Source organism: Thioclava sp. NS-SX20 (assembly GCF_057380695.1).
On sequence record NZ_CM170816.1, the window covers coordinates 1040809 to 1056114 of the forward strand.

A 15306-nucleotide genomic window follows, 5' to 3' on the forward strand; every position below is an offset into this window, starting at 1 on the left:
ACCTGTCGTTTTGAGGGCGGATGACGTACCCATTTCGCCATCCGCAGGAGCCAGATCAGGTTCACTTTTTGTCATCCAGAAATTTGACTGTGCCGATATAAGGCAGGTTGCGATGACTTTGTGCAAAATCAAGCCCGTAGCCGATGACAAACTCGTCGGGAATCGAAAAGCCGCACCAGTCGGCTTTAACGTCGACTTCCCGTCGCGAAGGTTTATCAAGCATGGCGCAGCAGGCGATTTTGCGCGGACCACGCGCCCGAAGCATCTCCATGATCTTCGAGATCGTGTGGCCGGTGTCGACAATATCCTCGACCACAAGCACATCCCGCCCGCCAATATTTCCGCGCAAGTCCTTGAGAATGCGGACTTCCCGCGAAGATGTCGTCTCGTTGCCATAGCTTGATGCCTCAAGGAAATCGACCTCGCAGGGCAGATGGATCTCGCGGATCAGATCGGCGATGAACACGAATGACCCGCGCAGCAGGCCGATGACCACCAGCTTGTCGGTTCCGGCGAAATGTTCGGTGATTTCGGCGGCCAATGTCTCGACACGCGCGGCGATTTGCTTGGCAGAAATGAACGTTTCGATTTCATAGGGACGGTCGGTCATCGGCTTTGGCTCCTTGGGAGAGCCGCTTTGCGTGATCGGCTCTTGAATCTCGTTCCGTTTATCGCAAGTAAAGGGGCGGCGAAACAAGGGTAATGGGAAGAAGGCCGGGTATGCCAAAACAGTCTGACAGTCGCGTGCTACCGTATAGCGCACGCCAAATGTATGATCTGGTGGCAGATGTGCAGAATTATCCGAAATTCCTGCCGTGGAATTCTGCGGCGCGTATCCGTTCGACCGAGCTTCAGGCCGATGGCTCTACGGTCATGCTCGCGGATCTGGTGATTTCGTTTAAAGTTTTCCGCGAACGCTTTGGATCGCGTGTGACGCTTTGGCCCGACCGCTACCATATCGATACCGAATATCTTGACGGGCCATTCAAATATCTCAAAAGCACATGGGATTTCGAAGACCTTCCCGAGGGCGGCTGCAAGGTTCAGTTCTTTGTGGATTTTGAATTTAAAAACATGATCTTGCAAGGCGTTATTGGCACGGTTTTCAACGAGGCCATGCGCCGTATCGTGAAGGCGTTCGAGGATCGCGCTCACGCGCTTTACGGCAATGCCTGAGGCGGCCGGAATGCCTGAGGGCCGTCGCTAGATGCTGTCAAAAAAAGCCGCCCCAAGAGGCGGCTTTTTAAATGGCTCAGGACGTATGGTCATAGGCGCGCTCGCCATGCGAGCTGAGATCGAGGCCGTTATTCTCGTCTTCTTTTGAGACCCGCATCGGGAAGACCCGTGCGACGAGTTTCGCGATCAGCCAGCTGACGCCAAGTGTGTAAAGCCCGACCACCACCAGTGCGCCCAGCTGTGCCAGCCACGCACCGTGGCCGAGGGCCGCAATCATGATGGTGCCGAAAATGCCACCGATTCCGTGCACGGCAAAGACATCCAACGAGTCGTCGATGCGGATTTTGTCGCGCAGAAGGATCACGGCTTCCTGACACAGGATCCCCGCGATGACGCCGATGGCCAAGGCTTCGAGCGGGCCGACAAAGCCTGCCGCTGGAGTGATCGAGGCCAGCCCTGCAATGGTGCCGGTGACAAGGCCGATCAGGCTGGATTTGCCGAATTTGATGCGTTCCCACAAGGCCCAAGACAGCGAGGCCGCCGAGGCCGAGATATGCGTGACGGTGATTGCCATTGCCGCCCCGCCATCGGCGGCCAGTTGCGATCCGCCGTTGAAGCCGAACCAGCCGACCCAGAGCATCCCCGCTCCTATGGCCACCAGCACGGGGCTATGCGGCGGCGTGTGGCGTTTGGCGCGCGGCCCGACCATGACTGCCAGAAGCAGCGCGGCAAGAGCTGCGGTCTCATGCACCACGATTCCGCCGGCGAAATCTTTGGTGCCGGTCGCGCCGAAAATCCCGCCATCGGCCATCATGCCGCCGCCCCAGATCCAGTGGGTGACGGGCGCATAGACCGCCAGCATCCACAGGGCACAGAAGGCCAGCACGAAGGAGAAATTGATCCGCTCGACGAAGGCCCCGATAATGAGGGCGGGCGTGATGATGGCGAAGGTCATCTGGAACGCGAAGAAGGCGATTTCGGGAATCGTGCCCCAAAGCGTTTCGGGTGTAAGCCCGATCAGCGCGATTTTCCCGAAGCCGCCCCAGAAGCCGTTCGCATGACCAAAGGCGAGCGAGTAGCCGAAGACAAGCCACAAAACGCTCATCAGGGCGGCGACGGCAAAACATTGCATGAAGACCGACAGGACGTTGCGCGCCCGCACCAGCCCGCCATAGAACAGGGCCAGCCCCGGCAAGGTCATGAATAGAACAAGGGCTGTGGCAACCATAACCCATGCGGTATCTGCTCCGCTCATCCGACGTCCTCCGTAAAAAGATAGCGCGCAGGCGGCATATCTCTTCTTGGGGGCCTTGAAAGAGGCAAATCGGACCTTGAACGGGTTAATATCTGCGCATTTTATGAAATGCTGCAAAAATGGCGTATATTTTGGGGTGTGTGATTAAATACTGGCCGTTATGAGAATTTTTACGGCGCTTATTTTAGCGCCGACAGGATTAAATCCAGAGCATGTTCGCGGGTATGCAGGCGCACCAGTTCGCGCCCGATGGCGCCGAATTCGCAGGTGCTCGTGACGGGGGGCGCCCAGTCACAGGCCAGTCCGAAACAGACGCGCCCTTCGGGTTTATGCTCCGATCCGCCGGGGCCTGCGATGCCGGTGACCGAAACGGCAAGCGTGGCACGGCTGTTGCGCAGGGCGCCGGTGGCCATTGCGCGGGCGACCGCTTCCGAGACCGCGCCGTAGCGGGCGATCATCTCGGCAGGCACGCCCAGCATTTCGGTTTTGGCGGCGTTGGAATAGGTGACGAAACCACGTTCGAAGACGGCGGAGGACCCCGCCAGATCGGTGAGGGCGGCTGCAATCAGCCCCGCCGTGCAGCTTTCCGCGGTGGCAATCATGATCGCGCGGGCTTTGGCTTCGGCAATGACGCGGGGGGCGAGGTCGGACATGACGGGGCTCCGGATCAGGACATCAGGATCAGCGGGATATGGTAGAGCGCGGCCAGCACGATGGTGCCGATGCCCGCGAAGATCCCCGCGAAGAGGTCGTCCAGCATCACGCCTTGCGGGGTGTGCAGGCGGTCGGCCCAGCCGACAATCGAGGGTTTCCAGATGTCGAACAGACGGAACAGCAGGAAGGCCGCAACGGGGCCGGGCCAGACCATCGACATATCGCGCATGTAAAAGCCCACAGCAGGAAATAGCATGGCGAGCCAGAGCCCCGCGACCTCGTCGATCACGATCTCGGAGGGATCATCGCCGGGGCGGTCTTTCAGTTCGGCAGGCACCGTGATGAAGCCCACAACGGTTGCAATGACGAAGGCCAGAACCAGCGGCCAGAAGCCCAGCCAGTGCTCGATCGACCATCCCACGGCCAGCGCCGCCAGCGACCCCCAGGTGCCGGAGGCCGGTTTCAGCTTGCCCGACCAGAAGAAGGTATTGATGAAATTCAGCATGGGCGTCTCCTCAAGGCGCAGATAGGGCGGTCGGGTCAGTCGGCAATCAGGGTGACGGTGGCGATGGCGGCGATGCCTTCTTCGCGGCCCGTAAAGCCCAGCTTCTCCGAAGTGGTGGCCTTGACCGAGACACGGCTTGCCTCGCAGCCCATGATGCGGGCCAGTTCGGCCATCATCGCGGGCGCGTGGGGGCCGATTTTGGGGCGCTCGCAGATGAGTGTGACATCGACATTGCCGATCCGGTAGCCCATCTCGCCCGCGAGCTTGGCGGCATGATCAAGGAAAATCCAGCTGGCCGCGCCTTTCCATTGCGGGTCCGATGGCGGGAAATGGCGGCCGATATCGCCCTGCGCCAATGCGCCATAGATCGCGTCGGTCAGCGCATGCATGCCGACATCGGCATCCGAATGGCCTAAAAGCGCTTTGGAGTGCGGAATCTCCACCCCGCAGAGAATGACGTGATCGCCCTCGGTGAACGCATGCACGTCATATCCGTTGCCCAGTCTTACATCCATTCTGGCGTCCTTTCTTGCCCGCAGGATCGCCTCGGCGCGGGCGAAATCTGCGGGATAGGTGATCTTGAGATTGTCTTCATGCCCAAGAGTGATCGCAACGTCCATCCCTGCGCTACGCGCAATTTCGACATCATCGGGGGCAGGGCCCTGATGGGACCGATGGGCTGCCAGAATGGCATCGTAGTGGAAACCCTGCGGGGTTTGCGCGCGATAGAGGCCGCTACGGTCGCGGGTGCCCGCCACGCGGGCTCTGTCTCCCAGCCAGAGCGCATCCGAAACGGGCAGGGCCGGTGCGGCGGCGGGCAGGGTCTCGAGCGCGTCCAGCACGCCTGTCAGAACAGTTTCGGGCAGGAAGGGGCGCGCGCCGTCATGGATCAGCACCTTGTCGATATTCTGGTGCTCCAAGGCTTCCAAAGCGTTTCGAACCGAGGCATCACGGCTTTCGCCCCCCGCAATCAGCGTGACGGTGCCGCCGGTCAGTTCCAGTCCGCGCGCCATATCATCGGGATGCAGCACCAGAAGCAGCCGCGCATCCCTGCCCGCGTTGCGCAGAGCCGTCTGGCAACTGTCGATCGTATGGGCCAGCACCGGTTTTCCGGCCAGCATCTGCCATTGTTTGGGCTGCGTCCCTCCGGCGCGGGTGCCACGCCCTGCGGCAACGATGATCAATGCAATCGACATCCGAACCTCTTGCCTGTCGAAATCTGTGCCAAGGACTTAGGCGAAGCGCAAGTTCTGTGCAATCAGAACAGGCTTTTATTGAAATGCGACCAATTTCCGCGTTATGATGCCTAAATAATGTGCGGATGCATATTTTTCCTGCCTTTCTGCCCATAGAATCGCCCGAGGGGATTTGTGAATCGCGGTTCAAGGCGGTAGCAGAAAACCAGAGTTACTTCGGGAAGTTCCGTGTTCATCCAGCTTGATAATGTCTTGATCGATCCGCCGGTGCTGTTGGCACCGATGGCCGGTATTACCGACAGGCCGTTCCGCAGCCTTGTCGGCGGGTTCGGCGCGGGGCTTGTGGTGTCCGAAATGGTGGCCTCCGGCGAGATGCTGACGGCGAAGCCTTCCGTGCGGGCGAAGGCCCGTACCGATATGTCGCTGGACATGCCGTCTTCGGTGCAGCTTGCGGGGCGCGAGGCGCAGCCGATGGGCGAGGCGGCCAAACTGGTGGCGGGGATGGGCGCACGTGTCATCGACATCAATATGGGCTGCCCCGCGAAGAAAGTCACAGGCGGGGCCTCCGGCTCGGCGCTGATGCGCAATCCCGACCATGCGCTGACCTTGATCGAGGCCGTGGTGGCGGCGGTCGAGGTGCCGGTGACGCTCAAGATGCGCCTTGGCTGGTGTGACGAAAGCCGGAATGCCGCCGAGATCGCGCGTCGGGCCGAAAATGCGGGCGTGCAGATGATTGTCGTGCACGGGCGCACGCGGATGCAGTTCTATAAGGGCGAGGCCGATTGGGCTGCCATCCGCGAGGTGGTCGAGGCGGTGCGCATTCCGGTGGTGGCCAATGGCGACATCACCGATGCTGCAAGCGCGCGCGAGGCCCTGCGCCAGAGCGGCGCGGCGGGGGTGATGGTCGGGCGGGGCATTCAGGGCCGCCCGTGGCTTCTGGCCCAGATTGCCCATGAGATCTACGGCACGCCCGCGCCGGAGATCCCGCAAGGGGTGGATCTGGCCGAGCTGATCCTTGGACATTACGAAGAGATTTTGCGCTTTTACGGCGCTGAGCTGGGGCTTCGGCTCGCGCGCAAGCATCTTGGCTGGTATGCCGAGGCGGCGGGTGCGCCCCTGCGTGACGAGATGGTTCGTGCCCAGACGCCAGAGGCCACGCGCGCTCTGATCCGGGCCGCATTCGGTGAAAGGATGGCCGCGTGACCCTGCCTGCTCCTGGTGTAATCTGGAACTCCCTGCCTATTCCGGCCCTGTTGATTGACCGCTATGATTGCGTAAGCGAGGTCAATCCCGCAGCCGAGCAGTTCCTCAATCTGTCGGCCCGTGCGATGCAGGGCAAATCCGTCTCCGAGCGGCTGGCCATCAATGCCCCGCTCGAAGAGATCTTTGCGCGGACCCGCTCCGGCCAGACCACGGTTTTCGTGAATGATGTCGAGGTGACCACGGGCGAGAAGGCGCCGGTGCAATGCAACCTGCAAACTGCCACGCTGGGCTCCGATCCCGACCAGATCCTGTTTCTCATCACCCCGCGCGAGCTGTCGGACCGCCTTGGCCGCGCCAATATGGCAAAGACCGCGGCGCGTTCGGCGATTGGCATGGCCGAAATGCTGGCCCATGAGATCAAGAACCCGCTGGCGGGGATTGCAGGGGCGGCGCAGCTTTTGTCGATGGGGCTGACGGGCGAGGATCTGGAACTGACGGATCTGATCGTTGACGAGACGCGGCGGGTGGTCAAGCTGCTTGAGCAGGTCGAGCAGTTCGGCAATGTCCGTCCGCCGGAGAAGAAGCCTGTCAACATCCATGACGTGCTGGACCGTGCGCGCAAATCGGCAGAGGTCGGCTTTGGCGGGCATATGGTCATCCGCGATGATTACGACCCGTCGCTGCCGTTGACGCTGGGCGATGCCGATCAGCTGACGCAGGTCTTCCTGAACCTTCTGAAGAACGCAAGCCAAGCCGCTAAAACAGAAGGCACAATCACGATTCACACCTTCTACGAACATAAGCTGCGTATCCGCACGGCGGATGGGCGCGGGAAGGCGCTGCCGCTGCAGATCGAGATCATCGATGACGGCCCCGGCATCCCTGCAGATATTGCGGCGAATGTATTCGAACCCTTCGTCTCCGGACGCGAGAACGGCACGGGGCTTGGTCTCGCGCTCGTCTCCAAGATCATTTCCGACCATGATGGATGGATCAATCTCGATTCCGTTCCCGGTCGGACCGTATTCCGTATTTCCCTGCCAGTCGCCCGAGAAGAGGAGTAACGCCCATGGACGGTACAGTCCTTGTTGCTGATGACGATCGCACCATCCGAACCGTTTTGACCCAAGCTTTGACGCGGGCAGGGTGCCGCGTGCATGCGACCGCCTCCCTGACCACGCTGATGCGCTGGGTCGAGGAGGGCAAAGGCGATCTGGTGATCTCGGATGTGATGATGCCCGACGGAAACGGGTTGCAGCAGCTTCCGAAAATTGCCGAATTGCGCCCCGGCCTGCCGGTCATCGTGATTTCGGCGCAGAACACCATCATGACGGCGGTGCAGGCTGCCGAGGCCGATGCCTATGATTATCTGCCCAAGCCGTTCGATCTGCCCGATCTGATGAAGCGCGCGCAAAAGGCGCTCGAGCAGAAACGCAAGCATCAGGTCTCGCCGCCGAAGCCCGTCGAGATCGAGCCGCGCGAGCAGAAAAGCGACCTGCCGCTGGTCGGGCGCACCCAGTCGATGCAGGCGCTCTATCGCCTTGTCGCGCGGGTGATGAATGCCGATCTGCCGGTGCTGATCTTGGGGGAATCCGGTACAGGAAAGTCGCTTATCGCACGGGCAATCCACGATTTTTCTGATCGTCGGACATTGCCCTTCGTGGTCGCGCAGGCCTCGGATCTGCAAGGCAGCGAAGGGGCGGCCTCGCTGATCACGCGGGCCAAGGGCGGCAGTCTCGTGTTTGACGAGGTGGGCGATTATGACGACGAGACGCAGGCGAAAATCGTGCGCCTGCTGGATGCGCTGCCGGACCCCGCGCCGCGGATCATGGCAACAACGCAGGTCGATCTGGCGGCGCTGATGGAGGCGGACAAGTTCCGTCAGGACCTCTATTACCGCCTCGGGGGGGTGACCTTGGCGGTTCCGCCGCTGCGTGAAAGGGTGGAGGATATCCCGCTGCTGGCCGAACATTTCCTTGGCCGCTCGGAAAATGAGGGCTTGGGGCTGCGGCATTTCTCGGCGGATGCGATGTCCTTGGTGCGGGCTTACGCCTGGCCTGGCAATGTGCGCCAGTTGGAAAACACCATCCGGCGGCTGGTTGTGACCTCTTCGGAGGAAGAGATCTCGCGGCTTGAGGTTGAGGCCGTTCTGGGCAACCAACCGGCTGTCGAACCGCTTCGACCCGGCGGGGAAGGCGAAAAACTCTCGGCGTCGATTGCCCGTCACCTGCGCCGGTATTTCGATCTTCACGGGGGCAACCTGCCAGCTCCGGGGCTCTATGACCGGATCCTGAAAGAGATGGAAGCGCCGTTGATTGAAATCGCTTTGGATGCCACCGGTGGCAATCAGGCCCGCTGCGCCGACCTTCTGGGCATCAACAGAAACACCTTGCGGAAGAAAATCACCGATCTCGATATTCAGGTGACACGCCGCCGGAAACTGACCTGAAATCCTACCGCCCGGAGGTTTCTCCGGGCGGTTTTTCATTGCAAATCCATGTTTAAATTTTCGTTTCTGTGACTTATTTAGCGTGACACTCCTGCCGCGCTGATGTAATCTGGCAACAGAAGCAAGAGATGCGCCCAAAAGAAGGACATCCGGCTTATTCCGGTATTCGGGGGCGGCAGTGAAATCGGTCAATCGACATCGAGGGGCGTGGTGGGATCGGCTCGTGCGTTTGCGTAGGCAGCGTCGGGTCCAGAACATGATGACCCTAAGTCTTGTTATCCTCGGGCCGATTCTGGCGATTGCCACATTCGTGGTTCTGGGGCCGCTGGCACAGGGGAGCGATAGCGGTTCCCTGCGTCTTATCCTGCTTGCGGATTTCATTTATTTCATGGGCTTGGCAGGGCTTATTACCACGCGACTTGCACAGATGCTTGCCGCGCGGCGAAAGCGCTCTGTCGGGTCCCGACTGACATTGCGCCTGACGGGGATCTTTGCCTTTGTCGCGCTTGTCCCGACAGTTCTGGTAGCGCTATTTGCCGGTTTGACGGTCAATATCGGCATGGAAGGCTGGTTTTCGGATCGGGTCCGGCAGGTGGTTGGCACGTCTTTGCAAGCTGCCGAAGCCTATCAGGATGAACATCGTCGTGACCTTCTGGAAGATGCCAATGCGCTTGCAGGGTTTCTGAATCTGCGCCGGCAGGCCGCGACCTTCATGTCGAACGGGGAGCTGCGCGAACTGCTGGTGGCGGGGCAAAGCGGTATTCAACGCGGTTTGAAAGAAGCCTATGTCATTGACGGAACCGGCGAGATTGTCGCGCGTGGCGATCGCAGCTATCTGTTCGATTTCGAGAAGCCAGCGCCAGAGAAAATTGTTCAGGCGCAATCGGGTAAAACCGTCCTGATCGAGGATTGGGATGACAACGAATTTCGCGCGCTCAAGCAGTTAGACGCCTTTGCTGACAGATACCTTTACGTGTCACGCAAAGTGGATGGCTCGATTTTGTCGCTGTTGGACGACACGCGCACCACGGTGACGCTGTATCAGCAACTTGAAGCCACGCGCGGACGGGTTCTGTTTGAATTCGGGCTTGTTTACATGGGTTTCGCGCTCATTCTCATTCTCGCCGCTGTCTGGCTTGGGTTGTGGTTTGCCGAGAGGCTTTCGTTGCCGATCGGGCGTATGGCGGTGGCCGCTGAAAAGGTCGGTGCGGGGGATCTGGATGCGCGCGTGCTCGAGGCTGAGGGCGATGACGAGATTGCCATGCTCGGGCGGAGCTTCAACCGGATGACCGGCCAGCTTAAGGACCAGCGAGTGGCTCTGATGGCCAGCCATTCGATCACCGAAGAACAGCGCCGCCTGTTTGACTCGGTTCTGGGGTCGGTGACATCGGGTGTGATCGGACTGGATGCCGAAGGGCGCATCGATTTCATCAACCGCTCTGCTGCCAAGCTCCTCGATCTGGATAATATCAAGGATCACCAACGGATGATCGCTGATGCTGTTCCGGAATTTCTGGATATTTTCAGTCGTTTGCACGGTGCTGTTCAGGACGTGCTTCAAGAAGAGGTTCGGGTTTCGCGCTATGGCAAGCTGGAAAGCCTTCTTGTGCGCGTGGCGCTGCGTCTGCGCGAGGACGGGTTGCGCGAAGGCTATGTGATCGCCTTCGAAGATGTGACCGAGCTTGTGTCTGCACAACGAATGGCGGCTTGGGGGGATGTGGCCCGCCGTATCGCGCATGAAATCAAGAACCCGCTGACCCCGATCCAGCTTTCTGCTGAAAGGATCAAGCGCAAATTCCGCAAACATGTGGGCGATGAGGAGCCGGCCCTTGAGCAGCTGACGGGCGTTATCATTCGCCAGACCAATGACTTGCGGCGTATTGTTGACGAGTTCTCTAAATTCGCGCGTATGCCCGAGCCGGACCGGCGCGAGGTGGATCTGGTGCAGTTGCTGCGGGATGCCATTACCATTCAGGAAGGTGCGCTGCATGGCGCCGTCTTGAATGCCGATCTGCCGGAGGGCCCGCTTCTGGTCGAGCTTGATCAGACCATGATCGGGCAGGCGGTAACAAACCTTATCAAGAATGCCGGTGAAGCGGTTGAATCGCTTTATGAAAAAGGCGCTGAAGAGGGGTATGCGCCGGAAGTGCGCGTTGTGATGCAGGTGCAGCCCGAATTCGTGACGCTGCGCATTATGGATAACGGGATAGGTCTGCCCGAAGACCGGTCGCGTCTGTTCGAGCCCTATGTGACGACCCGCTCTAAAGGAACAGGTCTAGGGCTTTCTATTGTAAAGAAAATCATTGAAGAGCATGGCGGCACTTTGATGCTTCGGGATGCGCCGCCATTTCACCCCGGTGCCCATTGCGGTGCCCTTGCCGAAATCCGCCTGCCTCGTGCCCATGCGGCAGTGCGCGCCATCAAGGATAGTGAGCTGACATGAGCGATATTCTGATTGTCGACGATGAGAAGGATATTCGGGAACTGATTTCCGAGATCCTGCAAGACGAAGGTTATTCGACCCGCATGGCGTCGAATTCCGATGAATGTATGGATGCGGTCAATGCAGAGCCACCGGCGCTGATGATCCTTGATATCTGGCTCAAGGATAGCCGGATGGACGGGATCGACATCCTGAAGACGACAAAGCGTGACAATCCCGATATTCCGATCATCATCATTTCGGGGCATGGCAATGTCGAGATCGCGGTGGCCGCGATCAAGCAGGGTGCCTATGACTTTATCGAAAAACCGTTTAATATCGACCAGTTACTTGTGGTTATTTCACGTGCTATGGAAACATCGCGTTTGCGGCGCGAAAATTCTACGCTGAAGCGCCGTGATATGCAGACGGGCGAGATGCTGGGCGAGAGTGCGGCGTTTAAAAAGCTCCGCGATCAGCTTGATAAGGTTACGAAATCCAACGGTCGTGTCATGCTGACCGGCGAGCCCGGTTCGGGCAAGGAGACTGCTGCGCGGTATATCCACCAGCTTTCGACCCGCGCCACTGCGCCTTTTATCACCGTCAATTCCGCCTCGATCGAACCCGACCGTATGGAAGAGGTCCTGTTCGGGCGCGAAACGCCGGAGCGCGGCATCGAGAAAGGCCTTCTGGAACAGGCACATGGCGGCGTTGTCTACTTTGACGAAGTCGCCGAGATGCCGCTGGGCACGCAATCGAAGATCCTGCGTGTCCTGACGGAACAGCAATTCCTGCGTGTGGGCGGTGCGGATAAGGTGCGGGTGGATCTGCGCGTCATCAGCTCGACCACGCGCGACCTGACCGCCGAGATCGCGGCGGGCCGGTTCCGGCAGGAATTGTATGACCGGTTGAATGTGGTGCCGATTGCCGTGCCGGGCCTTGCGGAGCGGCGCGAGGATCTGGCGCTGCTGGCCGAGTATTTCCTTGCGCAGTTCAACGAGACCCAGGGTCTGCCGCTCCGCAAGCTGTCCGCCGACGCCTTGGCGATGATGCAGACGATGGAATGGCCGGGCAATATCCGCCAGTTGCGCAATGTGATCGAACGTCTTCTGATCCTCGGGGATGGCACGGGCGAGATCGAGGCGCGCGAGCTTGAGGGGGACCAGCCGGCAGAATCCGAATCCAGCCGCATCGTGCTGTCGGGGCAGTTGGCGACTTTGCCGCTGCGCGAGGCGCGCGAATTGTTCGAGCGGGAATATCTGCTGACCCAGATCAACCGTTTTGGCGGCAATATCTCCCGCACAGCGAATTTCGTCGGCATGGAGCGTTCGGCCCTGCATCGCAAACTGAAGTCTCTTGGTGTTGTGACCGGGGCGAAAACGGGCGGTCGTATGGCGCGGATTGAAGAGGATGCGGATTAAGGCACGGGCGCGGGTGATTGACCCCTGCCGCGCTGCCGCATAGAACCGGAGCCAGTGAGTTGCGGAGGGTCGCATGAAGGTGATCATTTGTGGGGCCGGACAGGTTGGCTGGCAGATTGCACGCCATCTTTCGGGCGAGCGCAATGATGTGACAGTGGTCGATAGCAACCCCGAGCTGGTGCGCCGTGCCTCGGATATGCTGGATGTGCAGGGGACGGTGGGCTTTGCCTCGCATCCCGATGTGCTGGAGGCCGCGGGCGCGCGCGATTGCGACCTGATCATCGCCGCGACCCATTCCGACGAGGTCAATATGGTGACCTGTCAGGTTGCGCAATCTGTCTTCGGCGTGACCCGCAAGATTGCGCGGTTGCGCTCGCAGAGCTATCTCAACGAGGAATATCGCGACATCTACCGCCGCGACCAGTTGCCCATTGATGTGATCATCAGCCCCGAGCGTGAGGTGGCCGAGGCGGCGATGCGGCGGCTGCTGGCCCCTGCGACATTCGATACCGAAAGTTTCATGGAAGACCAGTTGCGGCTGATGGGCATATCGCTTCAGCCCGATTGTCCGGTGCTGTCCACGCCTTTGCGGCAGTTGACGGATCTGTTTTCGACCCTGCGGGCGATTGTGGTGGGCGTGCGCCGCGAGGGGCGGCTGTTTGCGCCCGAGCCCAATGACCAGCTTTTTGCCGGCGACCAGATCTATCTCTGCACCCATCGCGATGATGTATCGCGCACGCTCGAAATTTTCGGCAAGAACACCCATAAGCAGGAACGGATCCTGATTGTCGGGGGCGGGAATGTCGGGCTGGCTGTGGCCAAGAAACTGGAAGCCCGCAGCGACAGGACGCGCGCCAAGATCATCGAGATGTCGCGCGAGAAAGCCGAACGGGCTGCGGATTCGCTTGAGCGCACCATTGTGCTGCATGGCGACGGGATGTCGCAGGAGCTGCTGGAGGAGGCCAATGTCTCGGCCACCGATGCGCTTTTGGCGGTGACCGATGATGACAAGACCAATCTTCTGGTTGCGGTGCGCGCGAAACAGGCGGGCTGCAAGATGGCGATCACGCTGGTCAACGACCCGACGCTGATCCCGATGATGGAGCCGCTGGGGATCGATGCCCAGATCAATCCGCGCGCTACGACCGTGTCCTCGATCCTGCGCCATATCCGGCACGGGCGGGTGCGCCAGATCTATTCGATCGGCGATGCCGAGGCCGAGGTGATCGAAGCGCAGGTGCTTGGAACCTCACCTTTGTCTGGCAAGTTGTTGCGCGACATAGATTTTCCCGAGGGCGTCCTGCTTGGCGGGTTGAAAAAAGGCGACAAGATCGTGGTGCGCCCGCGTGCCGATACCCGCATCGAGGAAGGCGATGTCGTCGTTCTTTTCGCGCTGGCCGATGACGTGGCCGAGGTGGAGCGCCTGCTGCAGGTCTCCATCGACTATTTCTGAAGCGCGTCCGATGGGAGCCAATCTGCGCAATCTGCCGCTCTTCGTGATTCTGGTCGCGGTGTCGGGTCTGCTGATGTATCTGCCCGCGATACATGCGCTGACCCTGCATCAGCACGCGGTGGCACGACCGTTTTTCTATACCGGCTCGCTGTTGCTTTTTGTTTTCGTGCTGCTGGCGCTGGCCACGGGGGCAAACCAGCGCGGCCCGCGCGAGCGGTCCTCGCTATTGACGATGGTCGGGGCCTTCACGCTGCTGCCGCTGGTTCTGGCGATCCCTTTCCACGAGGTCATGCGCGACACCTCGCTGTTCAATGCGTGGTGGGAGATGGTCTCGGCGCTGACAACGACGGGCGGCACGCTATATGCGCCCGCGCGCCTGCCGCCGTCGCTACATCTGTGGCGCGCGCTTGTGGGCTGGAGCGGCGGCTATTTCATGCTGGTGATGACGATTGCCGTATTGGCTCCGCTGCGGGTCGGCGGCTTCGAGATCTTCTTTGCTGGCGGGCCGGGCGGCGAGGTGAAGGATGTCAATCTGCGCGGCACCCAGCGCGGGGTTGTTACCCGTGACAAGATGATCGGATATGCGCTTGAATTGCTTCCGGTTTATACGGGGCTGACCGGCATTCTCTGGGTGCTTTTGCGGATTTCGGGCGAAGATAATCTGGTGGCGCTTTGTGCGGCAATGTCCACCTTGGCAACCTCGGGGATCTTGCCGACCAGCAGCCTGGCCTCGGGGCAAAGCTCCGTGCTGACCGAGGTCATCATCTTCGTTTTCTTCCTGCCCGCCCTGTCGCGCCGGTTCTGGCCCGGTGACGGAGAAATGCGCGCGACCAAGCGGTTGCGCGACGATCCTGAATTGCGGCTGGCGGCGATGATCGTATTGCTGACGGTGATCTTGCTCTTTTTCCGCCACTGGCTTGCGGCGCTGGATACGGATTCCCATCCCGGTCCGGGGGTGATCTTGCGCACGCTTTGGGGCGGGCTGTTCACGACATTGTCCTTTCTGACCACCACCGGCTTTGAATCAAGCGGCTGGGAGGATGCGCGGGCATGGGCGGGGCTGGGGACGCCGGGTCTGATCCTGTCGGGACTGGCGATCATTGGCGGCGGCATCGCCACCACCGCCGGCGGTGTGCGCCTGCTGCGGGTCTATGCGCTGATCCGGCATGGCGAGCGCGAACTGGACCTGCTTGTCTATCCCAGCTCGGTCGGCGGCGGAGGCTCTGCGGCGCGCCGTCTGCGCCGTCAGGGGGCATTCGTGGCATGGATTTTCTTCATGCTCTTCGCGCTCTCGATTTCGGTGGTCATGATCGCGATTTCCTATACAGGCCTCGATTTCGAACCCGCTATGATCTTCACGGTTGCGGCCCTGTCCAATACCGGCCCGCTGACCGCTGTGGCAGGAGATTTTCCGCTGGCTTGGGGGGATCTGAGCACCGCCGCCAAGGCCATTCTGGCGGCTGCTATGGTGCTGGGGCGGCTGGAAACTTTGGCGATCATTGCGCTCTTCAATCCCGAACTGTGGCGAAAATGAGTGCTTTAATGGCACGATTTGTCGCGTCATGTGGGGCC

General features: G+C 60.3%; 13 protein-coding genes. 8 read left to right on the forward strand and 5 right to left on the reverse strand.

Annotation, left to right across the window (positions count from 1 at the left end):
• Window positions 1–61 precede the first annotated feature (61 nt).
• On the reverse strand, window positions 62–610 hold the full coding sequence (gene hpt, locus AC2ISB_RS05260; protein ID WP_339109505.1) for a hypoxanthine phosphoribosyltransferase: 549 nt from the start codon (window positions 608–610) through the stop codon (window positions 62–64).
• 110 nt (window positions 611–720) lie between these two features.
• Here hpt and AC2ISB_RS05265 point away from each other — a divergent pair, with 110 nt between their 5' ends.
• Window positions 721–1176: a type II toxin-antitoxin system RatA family toxin gene (locus tag AC2ISB_RS05265; RefSeq protein ID WP_339107264.1), complete on the forward strand. Its 456-nt coding sequence runs from the start codon at window positions 721–723 to the stop codon at window positions 1174–1176.
• A 76-nt stretch (window positions 1177–1252) separates the two neighbouring features.
• On the opposite strand, the gene AC2ISB_RS05270 is transcribed toward AC2ISB_RS05265, so the two are convergent.
• The 4 genes from AC2ISB_RS05270 to AC2ISB_RS05285 all read right to left on the reverse strand — a co-directional run bounded on the left by AC2ISB_RS05270 (window position 1253) and on the right by AC2ISB_RS05285 (window position 4786).
• On the reverse strand, window positions 1253–2431 hold the full coding sequence (locus AC2ISB_RS05270; protein ID WP_339107265.1) for an ammonium transporter: 1179 nt from the start codon (window positions 2429–2431) through the stop codon (window positions 1253–1255).
• Window positions 2432–2610: 179 nt separating this feature from the next.
• The gene (locus AC2ISB_RS05275; protein ID WP_486576435.1) at window positions 2611–3084 is read right to left on the reverse strand and encodes a CinA family protein; all 474 of its coding nucleotides are present in this window, start codon (window positions 3082–3084) and stop codon (window positions 2611–2613) included.
• A gap of 14 nt (window positions 3085–3098) precedes the next feature.
• On the reverse strand, window positions 3099–3590 hold the full coding sequence (locus AC2ISB_RS05280; protein ID WP_406720744.1) for a phosphatidylglycerophosphatase A family protein: 492 nt from the start codon (window positions 3588–3590) through the stop codon (window positions 3099–3101).
• A 35-nt stretch (window positions 3591–3625) separates the two neighbouring features.
• Window positions 3626–4786, reverse strand: a complete 1161-nt coding sequence (locus AC2ISB_RS05285) for a bifunctional 2-C-methyl-D-erythritol 4-phosphate cytidylyltransferase/2-C-methyl-D-erythritol 2,4-cyclodiphosphate synthase (protein ID WP_486576437.1) — start codon at window positions 4784–4786, stop codon at window positions 3626–3628.
• Window positions 4787–5014: 228 nt separating this feature from the next.
• Here AC2ISB_RS05285 and dusB point away from each other — a divergent pair, with 228 nt between their 5' ends.
• The 7 genes from dusB (at window position 5015) to AC2ISB_RS05320 (ending at window position 15268) form a co-directional block, all read left to right on the forward strand.
• A complete protein-coding gene (gene dusB / locus AC2ISB_RS05290; RefSeq protein ID WP_486576439.1) occupies window positions 5015–5989 on the forward strand; it encodes a tRNA dihydrouridine synthase DusB in 975 nt (324 codons plus the stop codon).
• Entirely contained in the window at window positions 5986–7053 is a 1068-nt protein-coding gene (locus AC2ISB_RS05295; RefSeq protein ID WP_339107270.1) for a two-component system sensor histidine kinase NtrB, read from the forward strand. Before dusB ends, AC2ISB_RS05295 begins: the two co-directional genes overlap by 4 nt.
• 5 nt (window positions 7054–7058) lie before the next feature.
• Window positions 7059–8438: a response regulator gene (locus tag AC2ISB_RS05300; protein ID WP_339107271.1), complete on the forward strand. Its 1380-nt coding sequence runs from the start codon at window positions 7059–7061 to the stop codon at window positions 8436–8438.
• 256 nt (window positions 8439–8694) lie between these two features.
• Window positions 8695–10881 (forward strand): sensor histidine kinase NtrY-like, encoded by a 2187-nt coding sequence (locus tag AC2ISB_RS05305; protein WP_339107272.1) that lies wholly within the window; start codon window positions 8695–8697, stop codon window positions 10879–10881.
• On the forward strand, window positions 10878–12281 hold the full coding sequence (ntrX, locus tag AC2ISB_RS05310; RefSeq protein WP_339107273.1) for a nitrogen assimilation response regulator NtrX: 1404 nt from the start codon (window positions 10878–10880) through the stop codon (window positions 12279–12281). Before AC2ISB_RS05305 ends, ntrX begins: the two co-directional genes overlap by 4 nt.
• 73 nt (window positions 12282–12354) lie before the next feature.
• Window positions 12355–13734 (forward strand): Trk system potassium transporter TrkA, encoded by a 1380-nt coding sequence (trkA, locus tag AC2ISB_RS05315; RefSeq protein WP_339107274.1) that lies wholly within the window; start codon window positions 12355–12357, stop codon window positions 13732–13734.
• Between the two features lie 10 nt (window positions 13735–13744).
• Window positions 13745–15268, forward strand: coding sequence for a potassium transporter TrkG (locus tag AC2ISB_RS05320; protein WP_486576442.1), 1524 nt, complete (start codon window positions 13745–13747; stop codon window positions 15266–15268).
• The last annotated feature ends 38 nt before the right edge of the window (window positions 15269–15306 follow it).

Excerpts from the sequence above, each read along its gene's own strand:
- hpt (WP_339109505.1), bottom strand. The coding sequence starts at position 610 with ATGACCGACCGTCCCTATGAAATCGAAACGTTCATTTCTGCCAAGCAA.
- AC2ISB_RS05265 (WP_339107264.1), top strand. The coding sequence starts at position 721 with ATGCCAAAACAGTCTGACAGTCGCGTGCTACCGTATAGCGCACGCCAA.
- AC2ISB_RS05270 (WP_339107265.1), bottom strand. The coding sequence starts at position 2,431 with ATGAGCGGAGCAGATACCGCATGGGTTATGGTTGCCACAGCCCTTGTT.
- AC2ISB_RS05275 (WP_486576435.1), bottom strand. The coding sequence starts at position 3,084 with ATGTCCGACCTCGCCCCCCGCGTCATTGCCGAAGCCAAAGCCCGCGCG.
- AC2ISB_RS05280 (WP_406720744.1), bottom strand. The coding sequence starts at position 3,590 with ATGCTGAATTTCATCAATACCTTCTTCTGGTCGGGCAAGCTGAAACCG.
- AC2ISB_RS05285 (WP_486576437.1), bottom strand. The coding sequence starts at position 4,786 with ATGTCGATTGCATTGATCATCGTTGCCGCAGGGCGTGGCACCCGCGCC.
- AC2ISB_RS05300 (WP_339107271.1), top strand. The coding sequence starts at position 7,059 with ATGGACGGTACAGTCCTTGTTGCTGATGACGATCGCACCATCCGAACC.
- AC2ISB_RS05305 (WP_339107272.1), top strand. The coding sequence starts at position 8,695 with ATGATGACCCTAAGTCTTGTTATCCTCGGGCCGATTCTGGCGATTGCC.
- ntrX (WP_339107273.1), top strand. The coding sequence starts at position 10,878 with ATGAGCGATATTCTGATTGTCGACGATGAGAAGGATATTCGGGAACTG.
- trkA (WP_339107274.1), top strand. The coding sequence starts at position 12,355 with ATGAAGGTGATCATTTGTGGGGCCGGACAGGTTGGCTGGCAGATTGCA.
- AC2ISB_RS05320 (WP_486576442.1), top strand. The coding sequence starts at position 13,745 with ATGGGAGCCAATCTGCGCAATCTGCCGCTCTTCGTGATTCTGGTCGCG.